The 17845-nt window shown below is 74.4% G+C and carries 17 protein-coding genes; 4 read left to right on the forward strand and 13 right to left on the reverse strand.

The features are described from left to right. Positions 1-150: 150 nt before the first annotated feature. From acnA to BLS67_RS18535, 3 genes are read left to right on the forward strand one after another with little or no spacing between them, the layout of a single operon-like run. Positions 151-2973 carry an aconitate hydratase AcnA gene (acnA, locus tag BLS67_RS18525; RefSeq protein WP_091247936.1) on the forward strand — a complete coding sequence of 941 codons (2823 nt, stop codon included), beginning with the start codon at positions 151-153 and terminating at the stop codon, positions 2971-2973. A gap of 3 nt (positions 2974-2976) precedes the next feature. Beyond that, positions 2977-3738, forward strand: a complete 762-nt coding sequence (locus tag BLS67_RS18530; protein ID WP_091247940.1) for an SDR family oxidoreductase — start codon at positions 2977-2979, stop codon at positions 3736-3738. Continuing rightward, positions 3735-4496, forward strand: coding sequence for a sirohydrochlorin chelatase (locus BLS67_RS18535; protein ID WP_242654189.1), 762 nt, complete (start codon positions 3735-3737; stop codon positions 4494-4496). Before BLS67_RS18530 ends, BLS67_RS18535 begins: the two co-directional genes overlap by 4 nt. A 29-nt stretch (positions 4497-4525) precedes the next feature. On the opposite strand, the gene BLS67_RS18540 is transcribed toward BLS67_RS18535, so the two are convergent. From BLS67_RS18540 to BLS67_RS18570, 8 genes are all read right to left on the reverse strand, one after another. After that, positions 4526-5068, reverse strand: coding sequence for a sulfurtransferase (locus BLS67_RS18540; protein ID WP_242654190.1), 543 nt, complete (start codon positions 5066-5068; stop codon positions 4526-4528). Next, a complete protein-coding gene (locus BLS67_RS24550; protein ID WP_242654191.1) occupies positions 5068-5334 on the reverse strand; it encodes a rhodanese-like domain-containing protein in 267 nt (88 codons plus the stop codon). The genes BLS67_RS18540 and BLS67_RS24550 overlap by 1 nt, the downstream gene beginning before the upstream one ends. Before the next feature lie 65 nt (positions 5335-5399). Next, entirely contained in the window at positions 5400-5834 is a 435-nt protein-coding gene (locus BLS67_RS18545) for an SgcJ/EcaC family oxidoreductase (RefSeq protein WP_242654196.1), read from the reverse strand. A gap of 55 nt (positions 5835-5889) precedes the next feature. Beyond that, complete coding sequence (locus tag BLS67_RS18550) at positions 5890-7782, reverse strand: ABC transporter ATP-binding protein (protein ID WP_207500722.1); 1893 nt, start codon at positions 7780-7782, stop codon at positions 5890-5892. Between the two features lie 7 nt (positions 7783-7789). Next, the gene (locus tag BLS67_RS18555) at positions 7790-8581 is read right to left on the reverse strand and encodes an enoyl-CoA hydratase/isomerase family protein (RefSeq protein WP_091247950.1); all 792 of its coding nucleotides are present in this window, start codon (positions 8579-8581) and stop codon (positions 7790-7792) included. Further along, entirely contained in the window at positions 8578-8826 is a 249-nt protein-coding gene (locus BLS67_RS18560) for a helix-turn-helix domain-containing protein (RefSeq protein ID WP_091247953.1), read from the reverse strand. The genes BLS67_RS18555 and BLS67_RS18560 overlap by 4 nt, the downstream gene beginning before the upstream one ends. A 129-nt stretch (positions 8827-8955) precedes the next feature. Beyond that, positions 8956-10557, reverse strand: a complete 1602-nt coding sequence (locus BLS67_RS18565) for an ABC-F family ATP-binding cassette domain-containing protein (protein WP_091247956.1) — start codon at positions 10555-10557, stop codon at positions 8956-8958. A gap of 72 nt (positions 10558-10629) precedes the next feature. After that, the gene (locus BLS67_RS18570; protein ID WP_091248142.1) at positions 10630-12147 is read right to left on the reverse strand and encodes a serine hydrolase domain-containing protein; all 1518 of its coding nucleotides are present in this window, start codon (positions 12145-12147) and stop codon (positions 10630-10632) included. A 54-nt stretch (positions 12148-12201) separates the two neighbouring features. Here BLS67_RS18570 and BLS67_RS18575 point away from each other — a divergent pair, with 54 nt between their 5' ends. Further along, on the forward strand, positions 12202-14289 hold the full coding sequence (locus BLS67_RS18575; RefSeq protein ID WP_091247958.1) for an SCO7613 C-terminal domain-containing membrane protein: 2088 nt from the start codon (positions 12202-12204) through the stop codon (positions 14287-14289). Positions 14290-14302: 13 nt separating this feature from the next. Here BLS67_RS18575 and BLS67_RS18580 read toward each other — a convergent pair whose 3' ends face one another. The 5 genes from BLS67_RS18580 to sufC are packed head-to-tail and all read right to left on the reverse strand — an operon-like array spanning position 14303 to position 17844. Continuing rightward, complete coding sequence (locus BLS67_RS18580) at positions 14303-14902, reverse strand: GNAT family N-acetyltransferase (protein ID WP_091247961.1); 600 nt, start codon at positions 14900-14902, stop codon at positions 14303-14305. Between the two features lie 20 nt (positions 14903-14922). Then, positions 14923-15279, reverse strand: coding sequence for a metal-sulfur cluster assembly factor (locus tag BLS67_RS18585; protein WP_091247963.1), 357 nt, complete (start codon positions 15277-15279; stop codon positions 14923-14925). After that, positions 15276-15731 carry a Fe-S cluster assembly sulfur transfer protein SufU gene (sufU, locus tag BLS67_RS18590; protein ID WP_091247966.1) on the reverse strand — a complete coding sequence of 152 codons (456 nt, stop codon included), beginning with the start codon at positions 15729-15731 and terminating at the stop codon, positions 15276-15278. Before sufU ends, BLS67_RS18585 begins: the two co-directional genes overlap by 4 nt. Then, complete coding sequence (locus BLS67_RS18595) at positions 15728-17053, reverse strand: cysteine desulfurase (RefSeq protein WP_091247969.1); 1326 nt, start codon at positions 17051-17053, stop codon at positions 15728-15730. The genes sufU and BLS67_RS18595 overlap by 4 nt, the downstream gene beginning before the upstream one ends. Beyond that, entirely contained in the window at positions 17050-17844 is a 795-nt protein-coding gene (gene sufC / locus BLS67_RS18600; RefSeq protein ID WP_091247978.1) for a Fe-S cluster assembly ATPase SufC, read from the reverse strand. Before sufC ends, BLS67_RS18595 begins: the two co-directional genes overlap by 4 nt. Position 17845 lies beyond the last annotated feature (1 nt).

Here is a 17845-nt window from a genome sequence, read left to right on the forward strand (position 1 = left end):
GGGAGGTTCTCGTCCCCGACACCCCGCGCGGTGGTGACCAGGCCCACGTCCGTGAGGGAAGGGTTGCCTGACCCCGCACGTCCGCCGCGGGGCTGGGATGATGGCCGGTGGCAAGGAGCGCGACGGACCATCGAGGGTGAGGCGCAAGCAGTGGCAGCCAGCAAGGACAGCTTCGGGGCGCGGGCGACGTTGAGCGTCGACGGCACCGACTACGACATCTTCCGGCTCGACGCGGTGGAGGGCTCGGAGAAGCTCCCCTTCAGCCTCAAGGTCCTGCTGGAGAACCTGCTCCGCACCGAGGACGGCGCGGACATCACCGCCGACCACGTGCGGGCGATCGCGAACTGGGACCCGGCGGCCGAGCCCGACCAGGAGATCCAGTTCACCCCGGCCCGCGTGGTCATGCAGGACTTCACCGGTGTGCCCTGCATCGTCGACCTGGCCACCATGCGCGAGGCCATGGCCGACCTCGGCGGCGACCCCACGAAGATCAACCCCCTGGCGCCGGCCGAGCTGGTCATCGACCACTCCGTCATCTCCGACGTCTTCGGCACGCCCGAGTCCTTCGAGCGCAACGTCGAGATCGAGTACCAGCGCAACGGCGAGCGCTACCAGTTCCTCCGCTGGGGCCAGGGCGCGTTCGACGACTTCAAGGTCGTCCCCCCGGGCACCGGCATCGTGCACCAGGTCAACATCGAGCACCTGGCCCGCGTGGTCTTCTCCCGCGACGAGTCGGGTGCGACCCTCGCCTACCCCGACACGTGCGTGGGCACCGACAGCCACACCACCATGGTCAACGGCCTGGGCGTGCTGGGCTGGGGCGTCGGCGGCATCGAGGCCGAGGCCGCGATGCTCGGCCAGCCGGTCTCGATGCTGATCCCCCGCGTCGTCGGCTTCAAGCTCACCGGCCAGCTCCCCGACGGCGCCACCGCCACCGACCTCGTGCTCACGATCACCGAGATGCTGCGCAAGCACGGCGTCGTCGGCAAGTTCGTCGAGTTCTACGGCGCCGGCGTCTCCGCCGTCCCGCTGGCCAACCGCGCCACCATCGGCAACATGAGCCCCGAGTTCGGCTCGACCGCGGCGATCTTCCCGATCGACGGCGAGACGATCCGCTACCTGCAGCTCACCGGCCGCAGCGACGCCCAGGTCGCCCTGGTCGAGGCCTACGCCAAGACCCAGGGCCTGTGGCACGACGAGACCCGCGAGCCGGTCTTCTCCGAGTACCTCGAGCTCGACCTGGCCACGATCGTGCCCTCGATCGCCGGCCCGAAGCGGCCGCAGGACCGCGTGCAGCTCTCCGACGCCAAGGCCGCGTTCCGCGAGGTGCTCCCCACCTACGCCGGCTCCGCCGACGACAGCGTGGACGACGCCCCCACCGCCGCCTCCGTCTCCGACGAGGGCGTCGAGGAGACCTTCCCGGCCTCCGACCCCGTCTCGGCCAGCAACGGCAACGTCGGCGCCGAGCCGCACACCGTCGTCCCCGCCCGGGTACCCGACCGCGCCTCCAAGCCGACCAAGGTCGTGCTCGAGGACGGCACCGAGACCTACGTCGACCACGGTCACGTGACGATCGCCTCGATCACCTCGTGCACCAACACCTCGAACCCCTCGGTGATGATCGGCGCGGCGCTGCTGGCCAAGAACGCCGTCGAGCGCGGGCTGACGAGCAAGCCGTGGGTGAAGACCACGCTGGCGCCGGGGTCCAAGGTCGTCATGGACTACTACGAGAAGGCCCAGCTCACCCCGTACCTGGAGAAGCTCGGCTTCTACCTCGTCGGCTACGGCTGCGTGACCTGCATCGGCAACTCCGGGCCGCTGCCCCCGGCCATCAGCGAGGCCGTCAACGAGGCCGACCTGGCCGTCGTCTCGGTGCTGTCGGGCAACCGCAACTTCGAGGGCCGGATCAACCCCGACGTCAAGATGAACTACCTGGCCTCCCCGCCGCTGGTCATCGCCTACGCGCTGGCCGGCTCGATGGACGTCGACCTCAACAACGACCCGCTGGGCCAGGACCAGGACGGCGTCGACGTCTTCCTGCGCGACATCTGGCCCTCGCCGATCGACGTGCAGCGCACGATCGACGAGTCGATCACCAAGGAGATGTTCGTCGACGACTACGCCGACGTCTTCGCCGGTGACGAGCAGTGGCGCTCGCTGCCCACCCCCGAGGGCAAGACCTTCGACTGGGACGCCGAGAGCACCTACGTCCGCAAGCCCCCGTACTTCGACGGCATGCCGGCCGAGCCGTCCCCCGTCGAGGACATCACCGGGGCCCGCACCCTCGCCGTGCTCGGCGACTCGGTGACCACCGACCACATCAGCCCGGCCGGGTCGATCAAGGCCGACTCCCCCGCCGGGAAGTACCTGTCCGAGCACGGCATCGAGCGCCGCGACTTCAACTCCTACGGTTCCCGCCGCGGGAACCACGAGGTCATGATCCGCGGCACCTTCGCCAACATCCGGCTGCGCAACCAGCTGGCGCCCGGCACCGAGGGCGGGGTCACCAAGAACCACCTGACCGGTGAGACGACGACGATCTACGACGCCTCGCGCGGCTACATCGACGCCGGCATCCCGCTGGTCGTGCTGGCCGGCAAGGAGTACGGCTCCGGGTCCTCCCGCGACTGGGCCGCCAAGGGCACCGCGCTGCTGGGCGTCAAGGCCGTCATCGCCGAGAGCTACGAGCGCATCCACCGCTCCAACCTCATCGGCATGGGCGTGCTGCCGCTGCAGTACCCCGAGGGCCAGAACCGCGAGTCGCTCGGCCTGACCGGTGACGAGGAGTTCACGATCACCGGCATCACCGCGCTGAACGACGGGTCGACCCCGCGGACGGTGAAGGTGCAGGCCGGCGACGTCGAGTTCGACGCGCGGGTCCGCATCGACACCCCCGGTGAGGCGAACTACTACCGCAACGGCGGGATCATGCAGTACGTGCTGCGGTCCCTCCGCGGGTCCGTCTCCGCCTGATCGATGGACCTGGGGCTGGGCGGTCGCGGGTACCTGCTCACCGGCGCGAGCCGGGGGCTGGGGTTCGCGACCGCCCGGGCCCTGGTCGACGACGGAGCGCGGGTGCTGGTCAGCTCGCGCTCCCGGGAGTCCGTGGACGCCGCCGTCGCCTCGCTGGGCGGGGCGCCGGCGGCGTACGGGCTGGCCGCCGACCTGGCCGACCCCACCGCGGCCGCGCAGCTCGTCGAGGCGGCCGGCTCGGCGTTGGGCCACGTCGACGGGGTGCTGGTCTCCGTCGGCGGCCCGGCCCCCGGCACGGTGCTCGACACCGCCGAGGACGCCTGGCGGTCCGCGGTCGACTCCGTCCTGCTGGGCACGATCCGGCTGGTGAAGGCCGTCATCCCCGTGCTGGGCGAAGGTGCGGCGATCGGGCTGGTGCTGTCCTCGTCGGTCCGCCAGCCGATCGGTCACCTGGCCATCTCCAACGGCCTGCGGCCCGGGCTGGCGATGACCGCGAAGGCACTGGCCGACGAGCTCGGGCCGCGCGGCATCCGGGTGTTCGGCCTGCTCCCCGGCACCATCGCCACCGATCGCATCACCGACATCGAGACCGCCTCCGGCGACGCCGAGGCCATGCGGGCGCGCACCGAGGCCGGCATCCCGCTGCGCCGGGTGGGCCGGCCCGAGGAGTTCGGGAAGGTCGCCGCCTTCGCCCTCTCCCCCGCGGCCAGCTACGTCACCGGCACCATGATCGCCGTCGACGGCGGCATCACGAGGGCGCTGTGAGCGATCCCGTGCTGGTGGCGTGCGCGCACGGCACCCGCAACCCGACCGGTCGACGGCTGATCGCCGAGCTGGCACTGGCCGCGCGTGAGCTGCGCCCGGGTCTGGAGACCACCGCCGCGTTCGTCGACGTGCAGCCGCCGACGGTGGTGGACGTCGTCGCCGGGCTGCAGGGGTCCGCCGTGGTGGTCCCGGTGCTGCTGTCCGGCGGCTACCACGTGCACGTCGACATCGCCGGTGCCGTGGAAGCGCACCCCGACGTCCTCGCGGCCCGTCCGCTGGGCCCGGACCTGCGCCTGGCCCAGGTGCTGCACGACCGGCTCGTGGCGGCCGGTGCCGACCCCACCGACCCCACGACGGCGGTCGTGGTGGCCGCAGCCGGGTCCAGCGACCCGCGGGCCACCGCCGACGTCGAGGACACCGCCGACCTGCTGCAGCGCACCTGGGCCGGCCCGGTCACCACCGGCTACGGCTCGGCGGCGCAGCCGACCGTCCCCGACGCCGTCGTGACCGCCCGCGGGGCCGGCGCCGAGCGGGTGGTGGTGGCGGCCTACCTGCTGGCGCCCGGGCACTTCCGCGACAAGCTGGACGCCGCCGGGGCCGACCTGGTCACCGCGCCGCTGCTGCCCGACGAGCGCATCGCCGGCGTGCTGCTGGACCGCTACGACGCGGCCATCAGCACCGCTCGCCGCGAGGCCGAGGTCCGCGGCCCGCACCGGGTCGACACCCTCGACTTCTGGCCCGGCCCCGACGACGCCTGACTCCCGGAAACCGCGGTTCCCGGGAACTGTCAGGGGCCGGTGGCGACCGGGCGGGACGGGTCGGCGGACCACTCGGACCACGAGCCGGGCCAGAGGGCGGCGTCGATGCCGGCCTCCGCCAGCGCCGCGATCTCGTGGGCGGCGGTGATCCCCGAGCCGCAGTAGACGCCGACGCTCGTCCCCGGGGTGACGCCGAGAGCCGCGAAGTGCGCGGGCAGGTCGGGGCGGAAACGGCCGTCGACCAGGGTGTCGGTGGTGGGGGCGCTCACCGCGCCGGGCACGTGGCCGGCCACCGGATCGACCGGTTCGACCTCACCGCGGTACCGCTCCCCCGCCCGGGCGTCCAGCAGCACGCCGCCCGACGCCGGCAGCGCGGCGGCCTCGTCGGCGGTCAGCACGGGCATCCCACCACCGGTGAGGACGACGTCACCGGGCTCCGGCAGCACCTCGCCGGTCTCCAGCGGCCCGGTCCAGGCGGCCAGGCCACCGTCCAGGATCGACACGTCGACATGTCCACCCCAGCGCAGCAGCCACCAGGCCCGGGCCGCCGCCGTGCCCGGTCCCGCGTCCATCACGACGACCCGCGACCCGGCGCGGACACCCCACGGCGGGCGGCCGCCTGCAGGTCCTCGACCGACGGGAGCGGGTGCCGTCCGGCGGACGACGGCGGGGCGGCCAGCTCGGTGTCCAGGTCGACGTACACCGCACCGGGCAGGTGACCGCCCAGGTACTGCTCGTGCCCGTCGGTCCGGCCGAGCGCCCAGCGCACGTCGAGGACGAGGCTGTGCACACCGTCGCCCTCCGGGCTCCCACCGCGGCCACGTGCCCACTCGTCCACGCCGAGCAGGACCGTCGAGCCTGCGCGGGACCGTCCCGGCCCCACTCGGTTCCACCCTGCCGGGCTCACCCGCCGAACTCCGCGCGCAGCGCAGCCACCGCGTCCGGCGGCGACGTGCCCGAGGCCGGGGTGGCGGCGAAGACGCCGATCTTCCAACGGCGGCCGTCCTTCACCAGCACCACGGTGTGCACCGCCAGCAGGTCCGGGTGCAGCGTGCCGTCGGCCGCGGGCATGCCGGCGATCGCCACCAGGACGGCGGCCTCCTCGCCCATCGCCCGCACCGAGCGGACGGTGCCCGCGTAGGGCGGGGGCGCGTGGTCGGCGAAGATCCGGCGGAGATCGGCGGCGAACTGCAGCCGGCCGTGGTGCTGGGTGCCGTCGAAGCCGACCACGTCGGCGTCGTCGGCGAGGGTCGCGGCCTGGCGGGCGGCACTGTGCGCGTTCCAGCCGGCCAGGTACTCGGCGTAGACGGCGCGGATGTCCGCGTCCTCGGGGTGCACGACGGACAACGGAACTCCTGGGGTGGTGCGGGTGGGACCCCAGTGACGGTAGTGCTCAGGCCCGGGTGGCGGCGTCCGACACGGGGGCGGCGGCGAACTGCGTGCGGTACAGGTCGGCGTAGCGCTCCCCGCGCTCGATCAGCTCCTCGTGGGTGCCCTGCTCGACGATCCGGCCCTCGTCGAGCACCAGGATGAGGTCGGCACTGCGGATGGTGGACAGGCGGTGGGCGATGACCAGCGACGTGCGGCCGGTCAGCGCGGTGTCCAGCGCCTTCTGCACGGCGGCCTCGCTCTGGCTGTCCAGGTGCGCGGTCGCCTCGTCCAGGATGACGACGCCGGGGCCCTTCAGCAGCACGCGGGCGATGGCCAGCCGCTGCTTCTCCCCGCCCGACATGCGGTAGCCGCGGTCGCCGACGACGGTGTCCAGCCCGTCGGGGAGCGAGGCCACCAGGGCGGCGATCCGCGCCCCGGTCATCGCGGCCCACAGCTCGTCCTCGGTGGCCTCGGGCCGGGCGTAGACCAGGTTGGCCCGGATGGTGTCGTGGAACAGGTGGGCGTCCTGGCTGACCACGCCGATCGCGTCCCGCAACGATGCCGCCGTGGCCTGCCGGACGTCGAGCCCGCCCACGCGCACGGCGCCGGCGGTGACGTCGTAGAGCCGCGGGACCAGGTTGGCGACGGTCGACTTGCCGGCGCCGGAGAACCCGACGAGGGCGACCAGCTGGCCCGCCTCGGCCCGGAAGCTGACGTCGTGCAGCACCTCGGCCTGCTCGCCGTGCTCGGGCAGCGAGAGGTCCTCGAGGGAGGCCAGCGACACCTGCTCGGCCGTGGGGTAGCTGAACGAGACGTGGTCGAACTCCACCGAGCGGTCACCTGCCGGCACCGGGCGGGCGTCGGGCGCCTCGTCGATCATCGGCGCGAGGTCGAGCACCTCGAAGACCCGGTCGAAGCTGACCATCGCGCTCATGACGTCGACCCGGACGTTGGACAGCGCCGTCAGCGGCCCGTACAGCCGGGACAGCAGCAGCGCCAGGGAGACGACGGCGCCCGGCGTCAGCGAGCCGTCGAAGGCCAGCGACCCGCCCAGGCCGTAGACGAGCGCGGTGGCGAGCGCGGCGACGAGGGTGAGCGCGGTGAAGAACGTGCGGCCGTACATGGCCGACAGGACGCCGATGTCGCGCACCCGGGCGGCGCGGGCCCGGAAGGACTCGACCTCGGCCTCGGGCCGGCCGAACAGCTTGACCAGCAGCGCGCCGGCGACGTTGAACCGCTCGGTCATCGTGGCGTTCATCGAGGCGTTGAGGCCGTAGGACTCCCGGGTGATCTCCTGCAGCCGGGCCCCGATCCGCTTGGCCGGCAGCACGAACAGCGGGACCAGCACGATCGACAGCAGGGTGATCTGCCAGGACAGCGTGAGCATGACGCCCGCGGTGAGCACCAGGCCGATCGCGTTGGAGACCACCCCCGAGAGCGTCGAGGTGAACGCCTGCTGGGCGCCGATCACGTCGTTGTTGAGCCGGCTGACCAGCGCGCCGGTCTGGGTGCGGGTGAAGAACGCGACCGGCATGCGCTGCACGTGGGCGAACACCCGGGCGCGCAGGTCGTAGATCACGCCCTCGCCGATGCGCGAGGAGTACCAGCGCTGCGCCAGCGAGCTGCCGGCGTCGACCAGCGCCAGCCCGGCGATCAGCAGCGCGATCCGCACGATGTCCCCGGCCGTGCCGGTCAGCCCGGCGATGCGGTTGACGATGTCGCCGGCCAGCAGCGGGGTGGCGACGCCGATGACCGCCGACAGCACCACCAGCGCCAGGAAGAACGTGAGATCGCGCCGGTAGGGCCCGGCCACGCCCAGGATGCGGCGGACGGTCCCCTTCGGGATCTCGCGGGCAGGGGTGGCGTCGCGGCGGAAGGACCGCATCGCGGCCATCGAGGTCATCGGTCCGTCCACGACGACCTCAACCCGACGTCGACGTGCCCTGTTCCGCGAACGCGTGCAGCCGGCGGACCTGGGCGGCCCGCTCGGCGGCGTCCTGGCCCTCGGTGTCGGTCGCGGCGGCCCGCCGCACCAGGGCGGCGGTCTCGCGGCTGGCGCCGACGTCGGGGCCCAGGATCGCCCCCACCAGCTCGGTCACGGTGGTCTCGAGCGCGGCCGCCGGGACGACGGCGTTGGCCAACCCGGTGGCGTGCGCCTCGGCCGCACCGATGCGCCGGCCGGTCAGGCACATCTCCAACGCGCGGCTGTAGCCGACGGCCTGCACGAGCGTCGACGTGCCGGTGAGGTCGGGCACGAGCCCCAGCACGGCCTCGGGCAGCGAGAACGTGGCCTCCTCGGCGCACACCCGCAGGTCGCAGGCCAGCGCCAGCTGGGCGCCGGCGCCGATGGCGTGGCCCTGGACGACCGCGACCGAGACGACGCCCGGCCGGCGCAGCCAGCGGAAGCCGTCCTGGTAGCTGCGGATGCGCTCCTGGGCGCCCTCGGGACCGAGACCGACGAGCTCGCCCAGGCCCCCGGGCAGCGACGGATCGGCGGAGAACAGCGACCGGTCCAACCCCGCCGAGAACGCCCGGCCCGCGCCGCGGACGACGACCACCCGGACCTCGTCGGGCAGCGTGGCGCCGATGTCGGCCAGGGCGTGCCAGGTGGCCGGGACCTGCGCGTTCAGCTGGTCGGCCCGGTCCAGGGTGACGGTGAGGACCGGGCCGTCCTGCGACGAGGTGACCCAGCCGCGGGCCGGGTCGCCGCTCACTTCTTCGCGTCGGGGGTGCTGGGCCGGTTGGCGCCGCCGCGGCTGCGCAGGGTGGCCCCGTTCTCGCTGAGCAGGCGGTGCACGAATCCGTAGGAGCGCCCGGTCTCGGCGGCCAGCACGCGGATGCTGTCGCCCTTGTCGTAGCGCTTGCGCAGCTCGTCGGCGAGCGTGCTGCGGTCGTCGCCGGTGATCCGCTTGCCCTTGGTCAGGTCAGCGGTGCCGTCGGCTGCGTTCGAGTCGGCCATGACTCCCCTCCGTGCCAGCGTCCACCCCGGCTGCGCCGAGGTCCCCCACTGGTCGCCTGGACCGCCGTCCCGGTGACGTCGGCCTCAGACCGAATGATCACCCAGGCGCGCGACCGCCGCGCGCTGGAACTACGCGAGCTCGACGAGCTCGGCGAAGTCGGCCGACCAGGTGTCCTCGGTGCCGTCGGGCAGCAGGATCACCTTGTCGGGGTCCAGCGCGGTGACGGCACCCTCGTCGTGCGTGACCAGCACGATCGCGCCCTGGTAGGTGCGCAGCGCCTCGAGCACCTGCTCGCGGCTGGCGGGGTCGAGGTTGTTGGTGGGCTCGTCGAGGAGCAGCACGTTCGCCGCCGAGCAGACCAGCGCGGCCATGGCCAGCCGGGTCTTCTCACCGCCGGACAGCGTGCCGGCCCGCTGGTCGACCGCCTCGCCGGAGAACAGGAACGCGCCGAGGATGCGGCGCAGCTCGGTGTCGGTCTGGTCGGGGGCGGCCGAGCGCATGACCTCCAGCAGCGAGCGGTCCATGTCCAGGGTCTCGTGCTCCTGGGCGTAGTAGCCCAGCCGCAGCCCGTGCCCGGGCTTGACCTCGCCGGTGTCGGGGGTCTCGGTGCCGGCCAGCATGCGCAGCAGGGTCGTCTTGCCGGCACCGTTCAGGCCGAGCACGACGACCCGGGTGCCGCGGTCGATGGCCAGGTCCACCCCGGTGAAGATCTCCAGCGACCCGTAGGACTTCGAGAGCCGCTCGGCGGTCAGCGGGGTCTTGCCGCAGGGGGCGGGGGTCGGGAAGCGCAGCTTGGCCACCCGGTCCTGCACCCGCACCTGCTCCAGGCCCGCAGCCAGGCGCTGCGCGCGCTTGTCCATGGACTGCGCGGCCTTGGCCTTGGTGGCCTTGGCCCGCATCTTGTCCGCCTGCGCGGTGAGCGCGCCGATCTTCTTCTCGGCGTTGGCCCGCTCGGAGCGGCGGCGGCGCTCGTCGGTCTCGCGCGCCTCCAGGTACCGCTTCCAGCCCAGGTTGTAGACGTCGACCGTGGCCCGGTTGGCGTCGAGGTGCCAGACCTTGTTGACGACGGCGGCCAGCAGCTCGACGTCGTGGCTGATCACGATGAGCCCGCTGCGGTGGCTGGCCAGGAAGCTCTTCAGCCAGGCGATGGAGTCGGCGTCCAGGTGGTTGGTGGGCTCGTCGAGCAGCAGCGTCTCGGCGTCGGAGAACAGGATGCGGGCCAGCTCGACGCGGCGGCGCTGACCACCGGACAGCGTGCTCAGCGGCTGGGCGAGCACCCGGTCGGGCAGGCCGAGGTTGGTGCAGATGCGGGCGGCGTCGGACTCGGCGGCGTACCCGCCCATGGCGGCGAACTGGTCCTCGAGCCGGCCGTAGCGGCGCACGGCCTTGTCCCGCTCGGCGTCGTCGGCGGGCTCGGCCATCGCGATCTGGGCCTTGGTGAGCTTGGCCTTGAGCTCGTCGAGGCCCCGCCCGGAGAGCACCCGGTCGCTGGCGGTGATGGACAGGTCGCCGCTGCGGGGGTCCTGCGGCAGGTAGCCCAGCTCGCCGACCTGGTCGACCGAGCCGGCGTGCGGCACCCGCTCACCGGCCAGCGTGGTCAGCGTGGTGGTCTTGCCGGCGCCGTTGCGCCCGACCAGCCCGATCCGGTCACCGGGCTGCACCCGCAGGTTCGCATCGCTGATCAGGATGCGGGCGCCTGCGCGCAGCTCGAGTCCGGTGGTCGTGATCACCGCGTCGATGGTACCGGCGCGGACCCGCCGGTCCGAGGGTTGGCCGGGGTGACGTCGGCGGCACTCCCGGGGTCAGCCGCGCACGGGGCTGCGCAGGTCGGCCAGCGCACCGGCCCGCAGCGGCGCCGTGACCCACCGGGCTCGGGCGCTGCCGCTGGCGGCCTCGCCGGTGACCACCAGGCGGTGCGGGGTCTGCAGGAACCGCACCTCGACGCGCAGCGACTCCCGGCCGGCCGCCGCGGCCCACCCGCCGACCACCGCCACGGGCACGACCCCGCCCCCGGCGACCGGCACGTCGGTCAGCGCCCACTCCCCCGCCCCGATCCGGGCGTCCAGCTCCCAGCCGGGCTCGCGGACCAGCAGGTACCAGCCGTCCGCGCGCTGCACGACCCGCACGTCCTGCACGGCGGGCTCGCCCGGGCGGGGCCGCGGGGAGGGCGTGAGAAGGACGCCGTCCCACGCCCCGGCGTCCCGCGGGTCGGGGGCACCCGGCGCCCGCGGGACCGCCAGGGCGGCCAGTCGGGCGGCGAGCTCGTCGTCGGCACCGTCAACAGCACCGTCGTCGGCACCGCCGTCGCCCAGCGCGGGCAGCAGGTGGGTCCAGACCGCCGCGAGGACGGCCTGCATGTCGGGGGTGTCGCAGGTGATCGCGAGGACGGCGTCCTGGTCGGGCAGCACCACGCAGAACTGGCCGTAGGCGCCGTCGCCGCGGTAGCCGTGCCGCTGGGTCCAGAACTGGAACCCGTAGCCCTGGCGCCAGTCGACCTCCTCCTGGTGCGGCGTGGCCACGTGCGGGCGCACGGCCTCGTCCACCCAGGCCGCGGGCAGCAGCTGCCGGCCCTCCCACGCGCCGCGCTGCAGGTGCAGCAGGCCCAGCTTGGCGACGGCGTCGGTGGTGGCGTGCAGCCCGGTGAAACCCAGGTCGCGCCCGGCCGGGTGCTGCTGCCAGCCGAACGCGTCCGACGCCTGCACCCCGAGCGGCTCGAGCAACCGGGGCCGGAGGTAGTCCAGCAGCGTCTGGCCGGTCACCCGCTGGACAGCGGCGGCCACCCCGTAGGTGCAGGGCTGGTTGTAGGCGAACACGCTGCCCGGGTCGCGGTCGGGTTCGATTCCGAGGAACCCGCGCAGCGGCTCGTCGCGGTCGGCCCGCACCGCGTCGTCCCAGGTCTCGGCCAGGTGGCCGCTGCTCATCGTCACCAGGTCGCGCAGCCGCAGCCCGGCCGCCCGCTCGCCGGTCGCCGCGTCGGCCAGCTCCGGGAGCACGTCGACCAGCCGATCCTCCAGGGACAGCAGGCCCTCGGCGACCGCGAACCCCAGCGCGGTGGCGGTGAAGGACTTGGACAGGCTGTAGAGCAGGTGCGGCTGCGCCGCGGTGAACGGTGCCCACCACCCCTGGGCGACCACGTGCCCGTGCCGCACCAGCACCACGCTGTGCGGGTCGACCAGGGGGTGCGCCTCGAGGGCGTCGAGGAGGCCCAGGACACCGCGGGCGTCGACCCCCTGCGCCGAGGGCGTCGACCGCGGGAGCGGTCGGTGCCGCGGGTCGGGCTGCGGGTCGGGCTGCGGGTCGGGCTGCGGGCTGCCGGTCACGGACACCGACGCTAGCCCCTGCCCGCGGACCCCCCTCCCGCCTACCGTGGCCCCGTGGAGGCGCGGGCGGAGACGGCGGAGTACCCGCCGCCGGTCGCGGGCGGCTACCCGCCCCCGGTCGGACCGGCGTCGCTGGCCGACCGGCTCACCCCGCAGCAGCTGCTGCTGGGGGCCGGGGTGGTCGCCGTCCTCGGCACGGCGCTGTCGGCCTTCACCGTCGGCACACCGGTGGGTGTCGTGGCGGTCTCGGCGCTGCTGCTGGTGGCCGGTGGGCTGGCCGTGCTGGCCGGCCACGTGGGCAGCCGGACGGCCGGCGAGGCCCTCGCGCTGGGCGCGGTGGCCGCCGCCGGCACCCTCGTCGCGGTCGGCGCCGCGACCGCCCCGCGGCCCGCGCTGGCCGCCGGCACGCTGGCCGCGTTCGTGGCCGCGGCGGCCGCCGCCCTGCGGCTGGTCGGCCCGGAGCTGCGCACCTGGCCGGTCGCCTCCTGGGTCGCGCTGCAGGTCACGGTGCTGGTCGTCGTCCGGTCCGGCGCGGTGCCGGCGCCGCTGCTCCCCGGCGTCCTGCTGGGGACGGCGTCGCTCGGGCTGGCCATCGCCTGGCTGGGCGAGGGCACCGGGCACGGGCCGGTGAGCCGGTCGGGGCTGCTGCTCTCGGTGCCGTGGTGGGCCGCCGGGGTGTGGATCGTCGAACGGGCTGCCTGGGCCGGAGAAGGCCCGGTGCTCGCGGCCGCCCTCGGGGTCGGCGCAGGACTGGGACTGCTGGTCACCACCCACCACCGGGTGCCCGACCTGCCCGGCCCGCCCGCCGGGGTGCCCGTGCTGGCCGGGCTCACCGCCGGCTCCGTGCTGGCCGGGGCGGCGGCGTCCTCGGGCCCGGACTGGGTGCTCGGCTCGGGGTTCGTCGGGCTGGGCCTGGCCGCGGTGGTCGCCGTGGCGGCCGCGCGGGGCCCCGAGTGGGTGCCCCGCGACGCCGGGCTGACCGCCGCGGTGACCCTGACCGGTTTGGCCGCCGTCGGCACGGGGCGGGCCGGTCGCTGGGGTGACCTCGGCCTGCTGCTGGTCACCACCGCCGCGGCCGCCGTCCTGCTGTCGGTGCGCGACCGGGACTCCCGGCCCTCCGCGGCGCCGATCGCGGTGGGCGCGGGAGCGCTCGCCGTCCTCGCGCTGGCGTCCGGCGGCCCGCTGCCCGCCGCGGGGGTCGGCGCGGCGCTGGTGGCCGTCGCGGTCACCGCACTGGCCCAGGCCGTGGTGCTGGCCGTGGTGCTGCCCCGCCGGGCCGGCGACCGGGTCCGCCGCTGGGTGCTCGCCCGGGTCGGCCGGGCCGACCCGGGCGTCCCGCGCGGGCCGGTCACCGACGTGCGCGACGCCTTCGCGCCGGTCGACACCGGCCGGGCCGCCGTACCGGTGGAGGAGCCCGACCCCGTGGTGCCGCTGGAGGAGCCCGCGGACTCCCCGGACGAGAAGGCCGCCACCTCCACCGCCGGCACCGGCACCGTCGTCGGGCTGCTGGGGGTCGCGACGGCGGCCGCCGCGGGGGCGTGGGGGGTGACCGCGGCACTGCTCGCCGTCCTCGGGCTGGCCCTCATGGGCCACGGCGACGTCACCCGCGGGACACGGCTGCCCGGGGTGCCCCTGGACGAGCAGGAGGTGCGCGGCCGCGGCACCCGCACCCTCGGCGGCCTGGCCCTCGTCGCCGCCTGCGCCGTGGGGGCCGCACAGCTGGGCTGGGGTGCTCCCGAGGTCGTGACGGTGCCGGGCGGGCTGGTGCTGCTGGCCGGCCGGTGGCGGTCGCTGGCGCACGGTCCCTCGCAGCGCACCTGGGGGCCGGGGCTGGCCGTCGCGCTGCTGCCGTCGGTGTTGCTGACGGTGCTCGACCCCACCCCGCTGCGCCAGGTCCTCGCCCTGGTGGCCGCGCTCGTCCTCGTGCTGACCGGGCTCGGCTGGGCGGTGCGGGCGCCCTTCGTCCTCGGCCTGGTGGGTGTGCTGGGCGTGACGGCCGGCTGGCTGCTCGACGGGGCGCCGACGGGGTGGGTGGTCGTGCTCGGTGTCGTCGGGGCGGTGCTGGTCGGGGTGGGCACGGTCCGCGAACGGCAGCGCCGGCGGGGGGACCCGGTGCCCGCCCGGCTGCGGTCGTTGCGGTGACCCGACCCCGCCGTCAGCTGCCGAAGAGGGACTCCGCGCAGACCACCCGGTAGCCGGCGGCGAGGAACGACCGCAGCGACGCCACGTTGGCCGGCGCCACCTGGGCCCACAGCGGGCCGTCGACCAGGGCGGGTGCCGCCGCGGCCAGCGCCGTCCCCAGACCGCGGCGGCGGGCCGCCGGGTCGACCTCGACGCTGACCTCCCACCGGCCGGCCAGCCCGCGGCCGACCGACAGCAGCGCCGACCCGTCGGGGGTGCCGAGCACGCGGACGTCGGTGCGGTGCCGGTGCGCCCGCTGCACCCGCGGGTGGTCGGCGGCCTCCAGCGGCTGCACCGGGAGGCCCGGCGCTACCGGGACGTGCGGGGCGACCAGCACGGCGTCGACCACGCCGGGTTCGACGCCGGTCTCGTCGGCCAGCGCCGCCAGGAACCGGGCGGACAGCGGCGCGGCCACCGGGTCGGGCGAGGCGGCGATCCACGCGGTCACCCAGCCGGGGTCGACGTCGGCGGCCACGCACGCCCAGGCGGTGCCGCCCACGACGACGGCCGGCGCCCCGAGGGGTGCCGGCCGTGTCGTGACGGTGCCGTCGGCCGGTGGCGGGTCGCCCGCCACCAGCCTGGCCAGGAGCTCGTTCAGACCCGGAAGCCCAGGGCGCGCAGCTGCTCCCGACCGTCGTCGGTGATCTTGTCCGGGCCCCACGGGGGCATCCAGACCCAGTTGATCCGGATGTCCTCGACCAGGCCGGGGCCGGGGCCGCCGGTGAGGGCCTGGCGAGCCTGGTCCTCGATCACGTCGGTCAGCGGGCAGGCCGCCGAGGTGAGGGTCATGTCGATCACGGCGACGTTGGCGTCGTCCACCTCGATGCCGTAGACCAGGCCGAGGTCGACGACGTTGACGCCCAGCTCGGGGTCGACCACGTCGCGCATGGCCTCCTCGAGCTCCTCCATGTCGGGCTTGATGAAGGGTGCGGCGGGGGTGCTCTCGGTCATGCTGCGGGTCCTCCCCAGGCTCGGGCGCTGGCGTCCTTGAGTGCCATCCAGCTCATCAGCGCGCACTTGATGCGCGCGGGGTACTTCGACACCCCGGCGAACGCCACGGCGTCCTCCAGGGTGTCCTCGAGCTCGTCGGCCACGGACGTGTCGCCCTTGGCCTGCATCAACCGCATGAAGTCCTCACCCGTGGCCAGGGCCTCGGGCACGCTCTTGCCGACCACCAGGTCGTACATCGCCGACACCGAGGCCTGGCTGATCGAGCAGCCCTGACCCTGGTAGGAGACGTCGGTCAGGGTGTCGCCGTCGACCTTCACGCGCAGGGTGACCTCGTCACCGCACGTGGGGTTGACGTGGTGCACCTCGGCGTCGAACGGGTCGCGCAGACCGCGGCCGTGCGGGTTCCGGTAGTGGTCCAGGATGATCTCCTGGTACATGTCCTGCAGCTTCATCGGACCTCCTCCCCACCGTCAACGCCGAAGAAGCGCTGCGCATGCCGCACGCCCTCCACCAGGGCGTCGACGTCGTCGTAGCCGGTGTGCACGTAGAACGTGGCCCGGGTGGTCGCCGGCACGCCCATGCGGCGGACGACGGGCCAGGCGCAGTGGTGGCCGACCCGGACGGCGATGCCCTGGTCGTCGAGCACCTGCCCCACGTCGTGCGGGTGGATGCCGTCGACGACGAAGCTGATCGCCCCGCCGCGGGCCACGGTGTCGGCCGGGCCGACGACCCGCACGCCGGGGATGGCCTGCAGCTGCTCGAGGGCGTAGCCGGTGAGGGCCTCCTCGTGGGCCTGCACGGCCTCCATGCCCAGCGCCGTCAGGTAGTCGGCGGCCGCGGCCAGCCCGATCACCTGCGCGGTCATCGGCACCCCGGCCTCGAACCGCTGCGGCGGCGGGGCGAAGGTGCTGCCCTCCATGCGCACGACCTCGATCATCGAGCCACCGGTCAGGAACGGCGGCAGCGCGTCGAGCACCTCGGCCCGGCCCCACAGCACGCCGACCCCGGTGGGGCCCAGCATCTTGTGCCCGGAGAAGACCAGGAAGTCCGCGCCCAGGGCGGCCACGTCGACCGGCTGGTGCGGCACCGACTGCGCGCCGTCGACCATGACCAGCGCACCGACCTCGTGGGCCCGGGCGATGATCGGGGCCAGCGGCGGCATCGTGCCCAGGATGTTGGACTGCTGGGTCACCGTGACGAACTTCGTGCGCTCGTTGACGACGGTGTCCAGGTCCGAGAGGTCCAGCCGGCCCTCGTCGGTGAGCCCCAGCCAGCGCAGGGTCGCCCCCGTGCGCTCGCAGAGCTGCTGCCACGGGATCAGGTTGGCGTGGTGCTCCATCTCGGTGACCACGATCTCGTCGCCCTGGCCCACGGCGTACCGACGGAACTCGGGCTCCTTGGCGGTCACCGCGTTGGAGAAGGCGTAGGCCACCAGGTTGATCGCCTCGGTGGTGTTGCGGGTGAACACCACCTCGTCGGGCTGGGCGCCGATGAACGCGGCGATGGTCGCCCGGGCGGCCTCGTAGGCCTCGGTGGCCTCCTCGGCCAGCTGGTGCGCACCGCGGTGCGGGGCGGCGTTGACGTTCTCGTAGAACCAGCGCTCGGCGTCCAGCACCTGGCGCGGCTTCTGCGAGGTGGCGCCGGAGTCCAGGTAGACCAGCCGCTTCCCGTCCCGGACCGTGCGGCCCAGGATCGGGAAGTCGGCGCGGACCGCCTCGACGTCCAGCGGGAGCGGCGTGCGCCCGGTCGCGGGCGTCGTGGCGGTCGCGGTCATGCGATCGCCGCTGCCGCGTCCGCGTCGGCCTTGAGGTAGGAGGCGTAGCCCTCGGCCTCGAGCTTGTCGGCCAGCTCCTTGCCGCCCTCCTCGACGACCCGGCCGGCGACGAACACGTGCACGAAGTCGGGCTCGATGTAGCGCAGGATCCGGGTGTAGTGCGTGATCAGCAGGACGCCGACCGAGCTGTTGGCCTTGGCCCGGTTCACGCCCTCGGAGACCACCCGCAGGGCGTCGACGTCCAGCCCCGAGTCGGTCTCGTCGAGGATCGCCATCTTGGGCTTGAGCAGGCCCATCTGCAGGATCTCGTGGCGCTTCTTCTCACCGCCGGAGAAGCCCTCGTTGACGTTGCGCTCGGCGAAGGCGGCGTCCATCTCGAGCGCCTCCATCTCGGTGCGGACGTCCTTGACCCAGGTGCGCAGCTTGGGCGCGGTGCCGGTGACGGCGGTGGCCGCGGTGCGCAGGAAGTTCGACACCGAGACGCCGGGGACCTCGACCGGGTACTGCATGGCCAGGAACAGGCCGGCCCGGGCGCGCTCGTCGACGGTCATCGCCAGGACGTCCTCGCCGTCGAGGGTCACGGTGCCGCCGGTGATCGTGTACTTCGGGTGCCCGGCGATCGAGTAGGCCAGGGTGGACTTGCCCGAGCCGTTGGGGCCCATGATCGCGTGGGTCTCGCCGCTGCGGATGGTGAGGTCGACGCCGCGGAGGATCTCCTTGGTCTCGTCGCCCTCCCCGACCGTGACGTGCAGGTCGCGGATCTCCAGCACGCTGCCGGTGGTCTCGCTCATG

This window comes from Klenkia soli (assembly GCF_900103975.1).
Taxonomy (GTDB): Bacteria; Actinomycetota; Actinomycetes; order Mycobacteriales; family Geodermatophilaceae; genus Klenkia; species Klenkia soli.

Bases quoted from the DNA above. Each gene is read 5' to 3' on its own strand.
- BLS67_RS18585 (WP_091247963.1), bottom strand. From the start codon at position 15,279: ATGACCGAGAGCACCCCCGCCGCACCCTTCATCAAGCCCGACATGGAG.
- BLS67_RS18540 (WP_242654190.1), bottom strand. From the start codon at position 5,068: ATGGACGCGGGACCGGGCACGGCGGCGGCCCGGGCCTGGTGGCTGCTG.
- BLS67_RS18530 (WP_091247940.1), top strand. From the start codon at position 2,977: ATGGACCTGGGGCTGGGCGGTCGCGGGTACCTGCTCACCGGCGCGAGC.
- sufU (WP_091247966.1), bottom strand. From the start codon at position 15,731: ATGAAGCTGCAGGACATGTACCAGGAGATCATCCTGGACCACTACCGG.
- BLS67_RS18560 (WP_091247953.1), bottom strand. From the start codon at position 8,826: ATGGCCGACTCGAACGCAGCCGACGGCACCGCTGACCTGACCAAGGGC.
- sufC (WP_091247978.1), bottom strand. From the start codon at position 17,844: ATGAGCGAGACCACCGGCAGCGTGCTGGAGATCCGCGACCTGCACGTC.
- BLS67_RS18595 (WP_091247969.1), bottom strand. From the start codon at position 17,053: ATGACCGCGACCGCCACGACGCCCGCGACCGGGCGCACGCCGCTCCCG.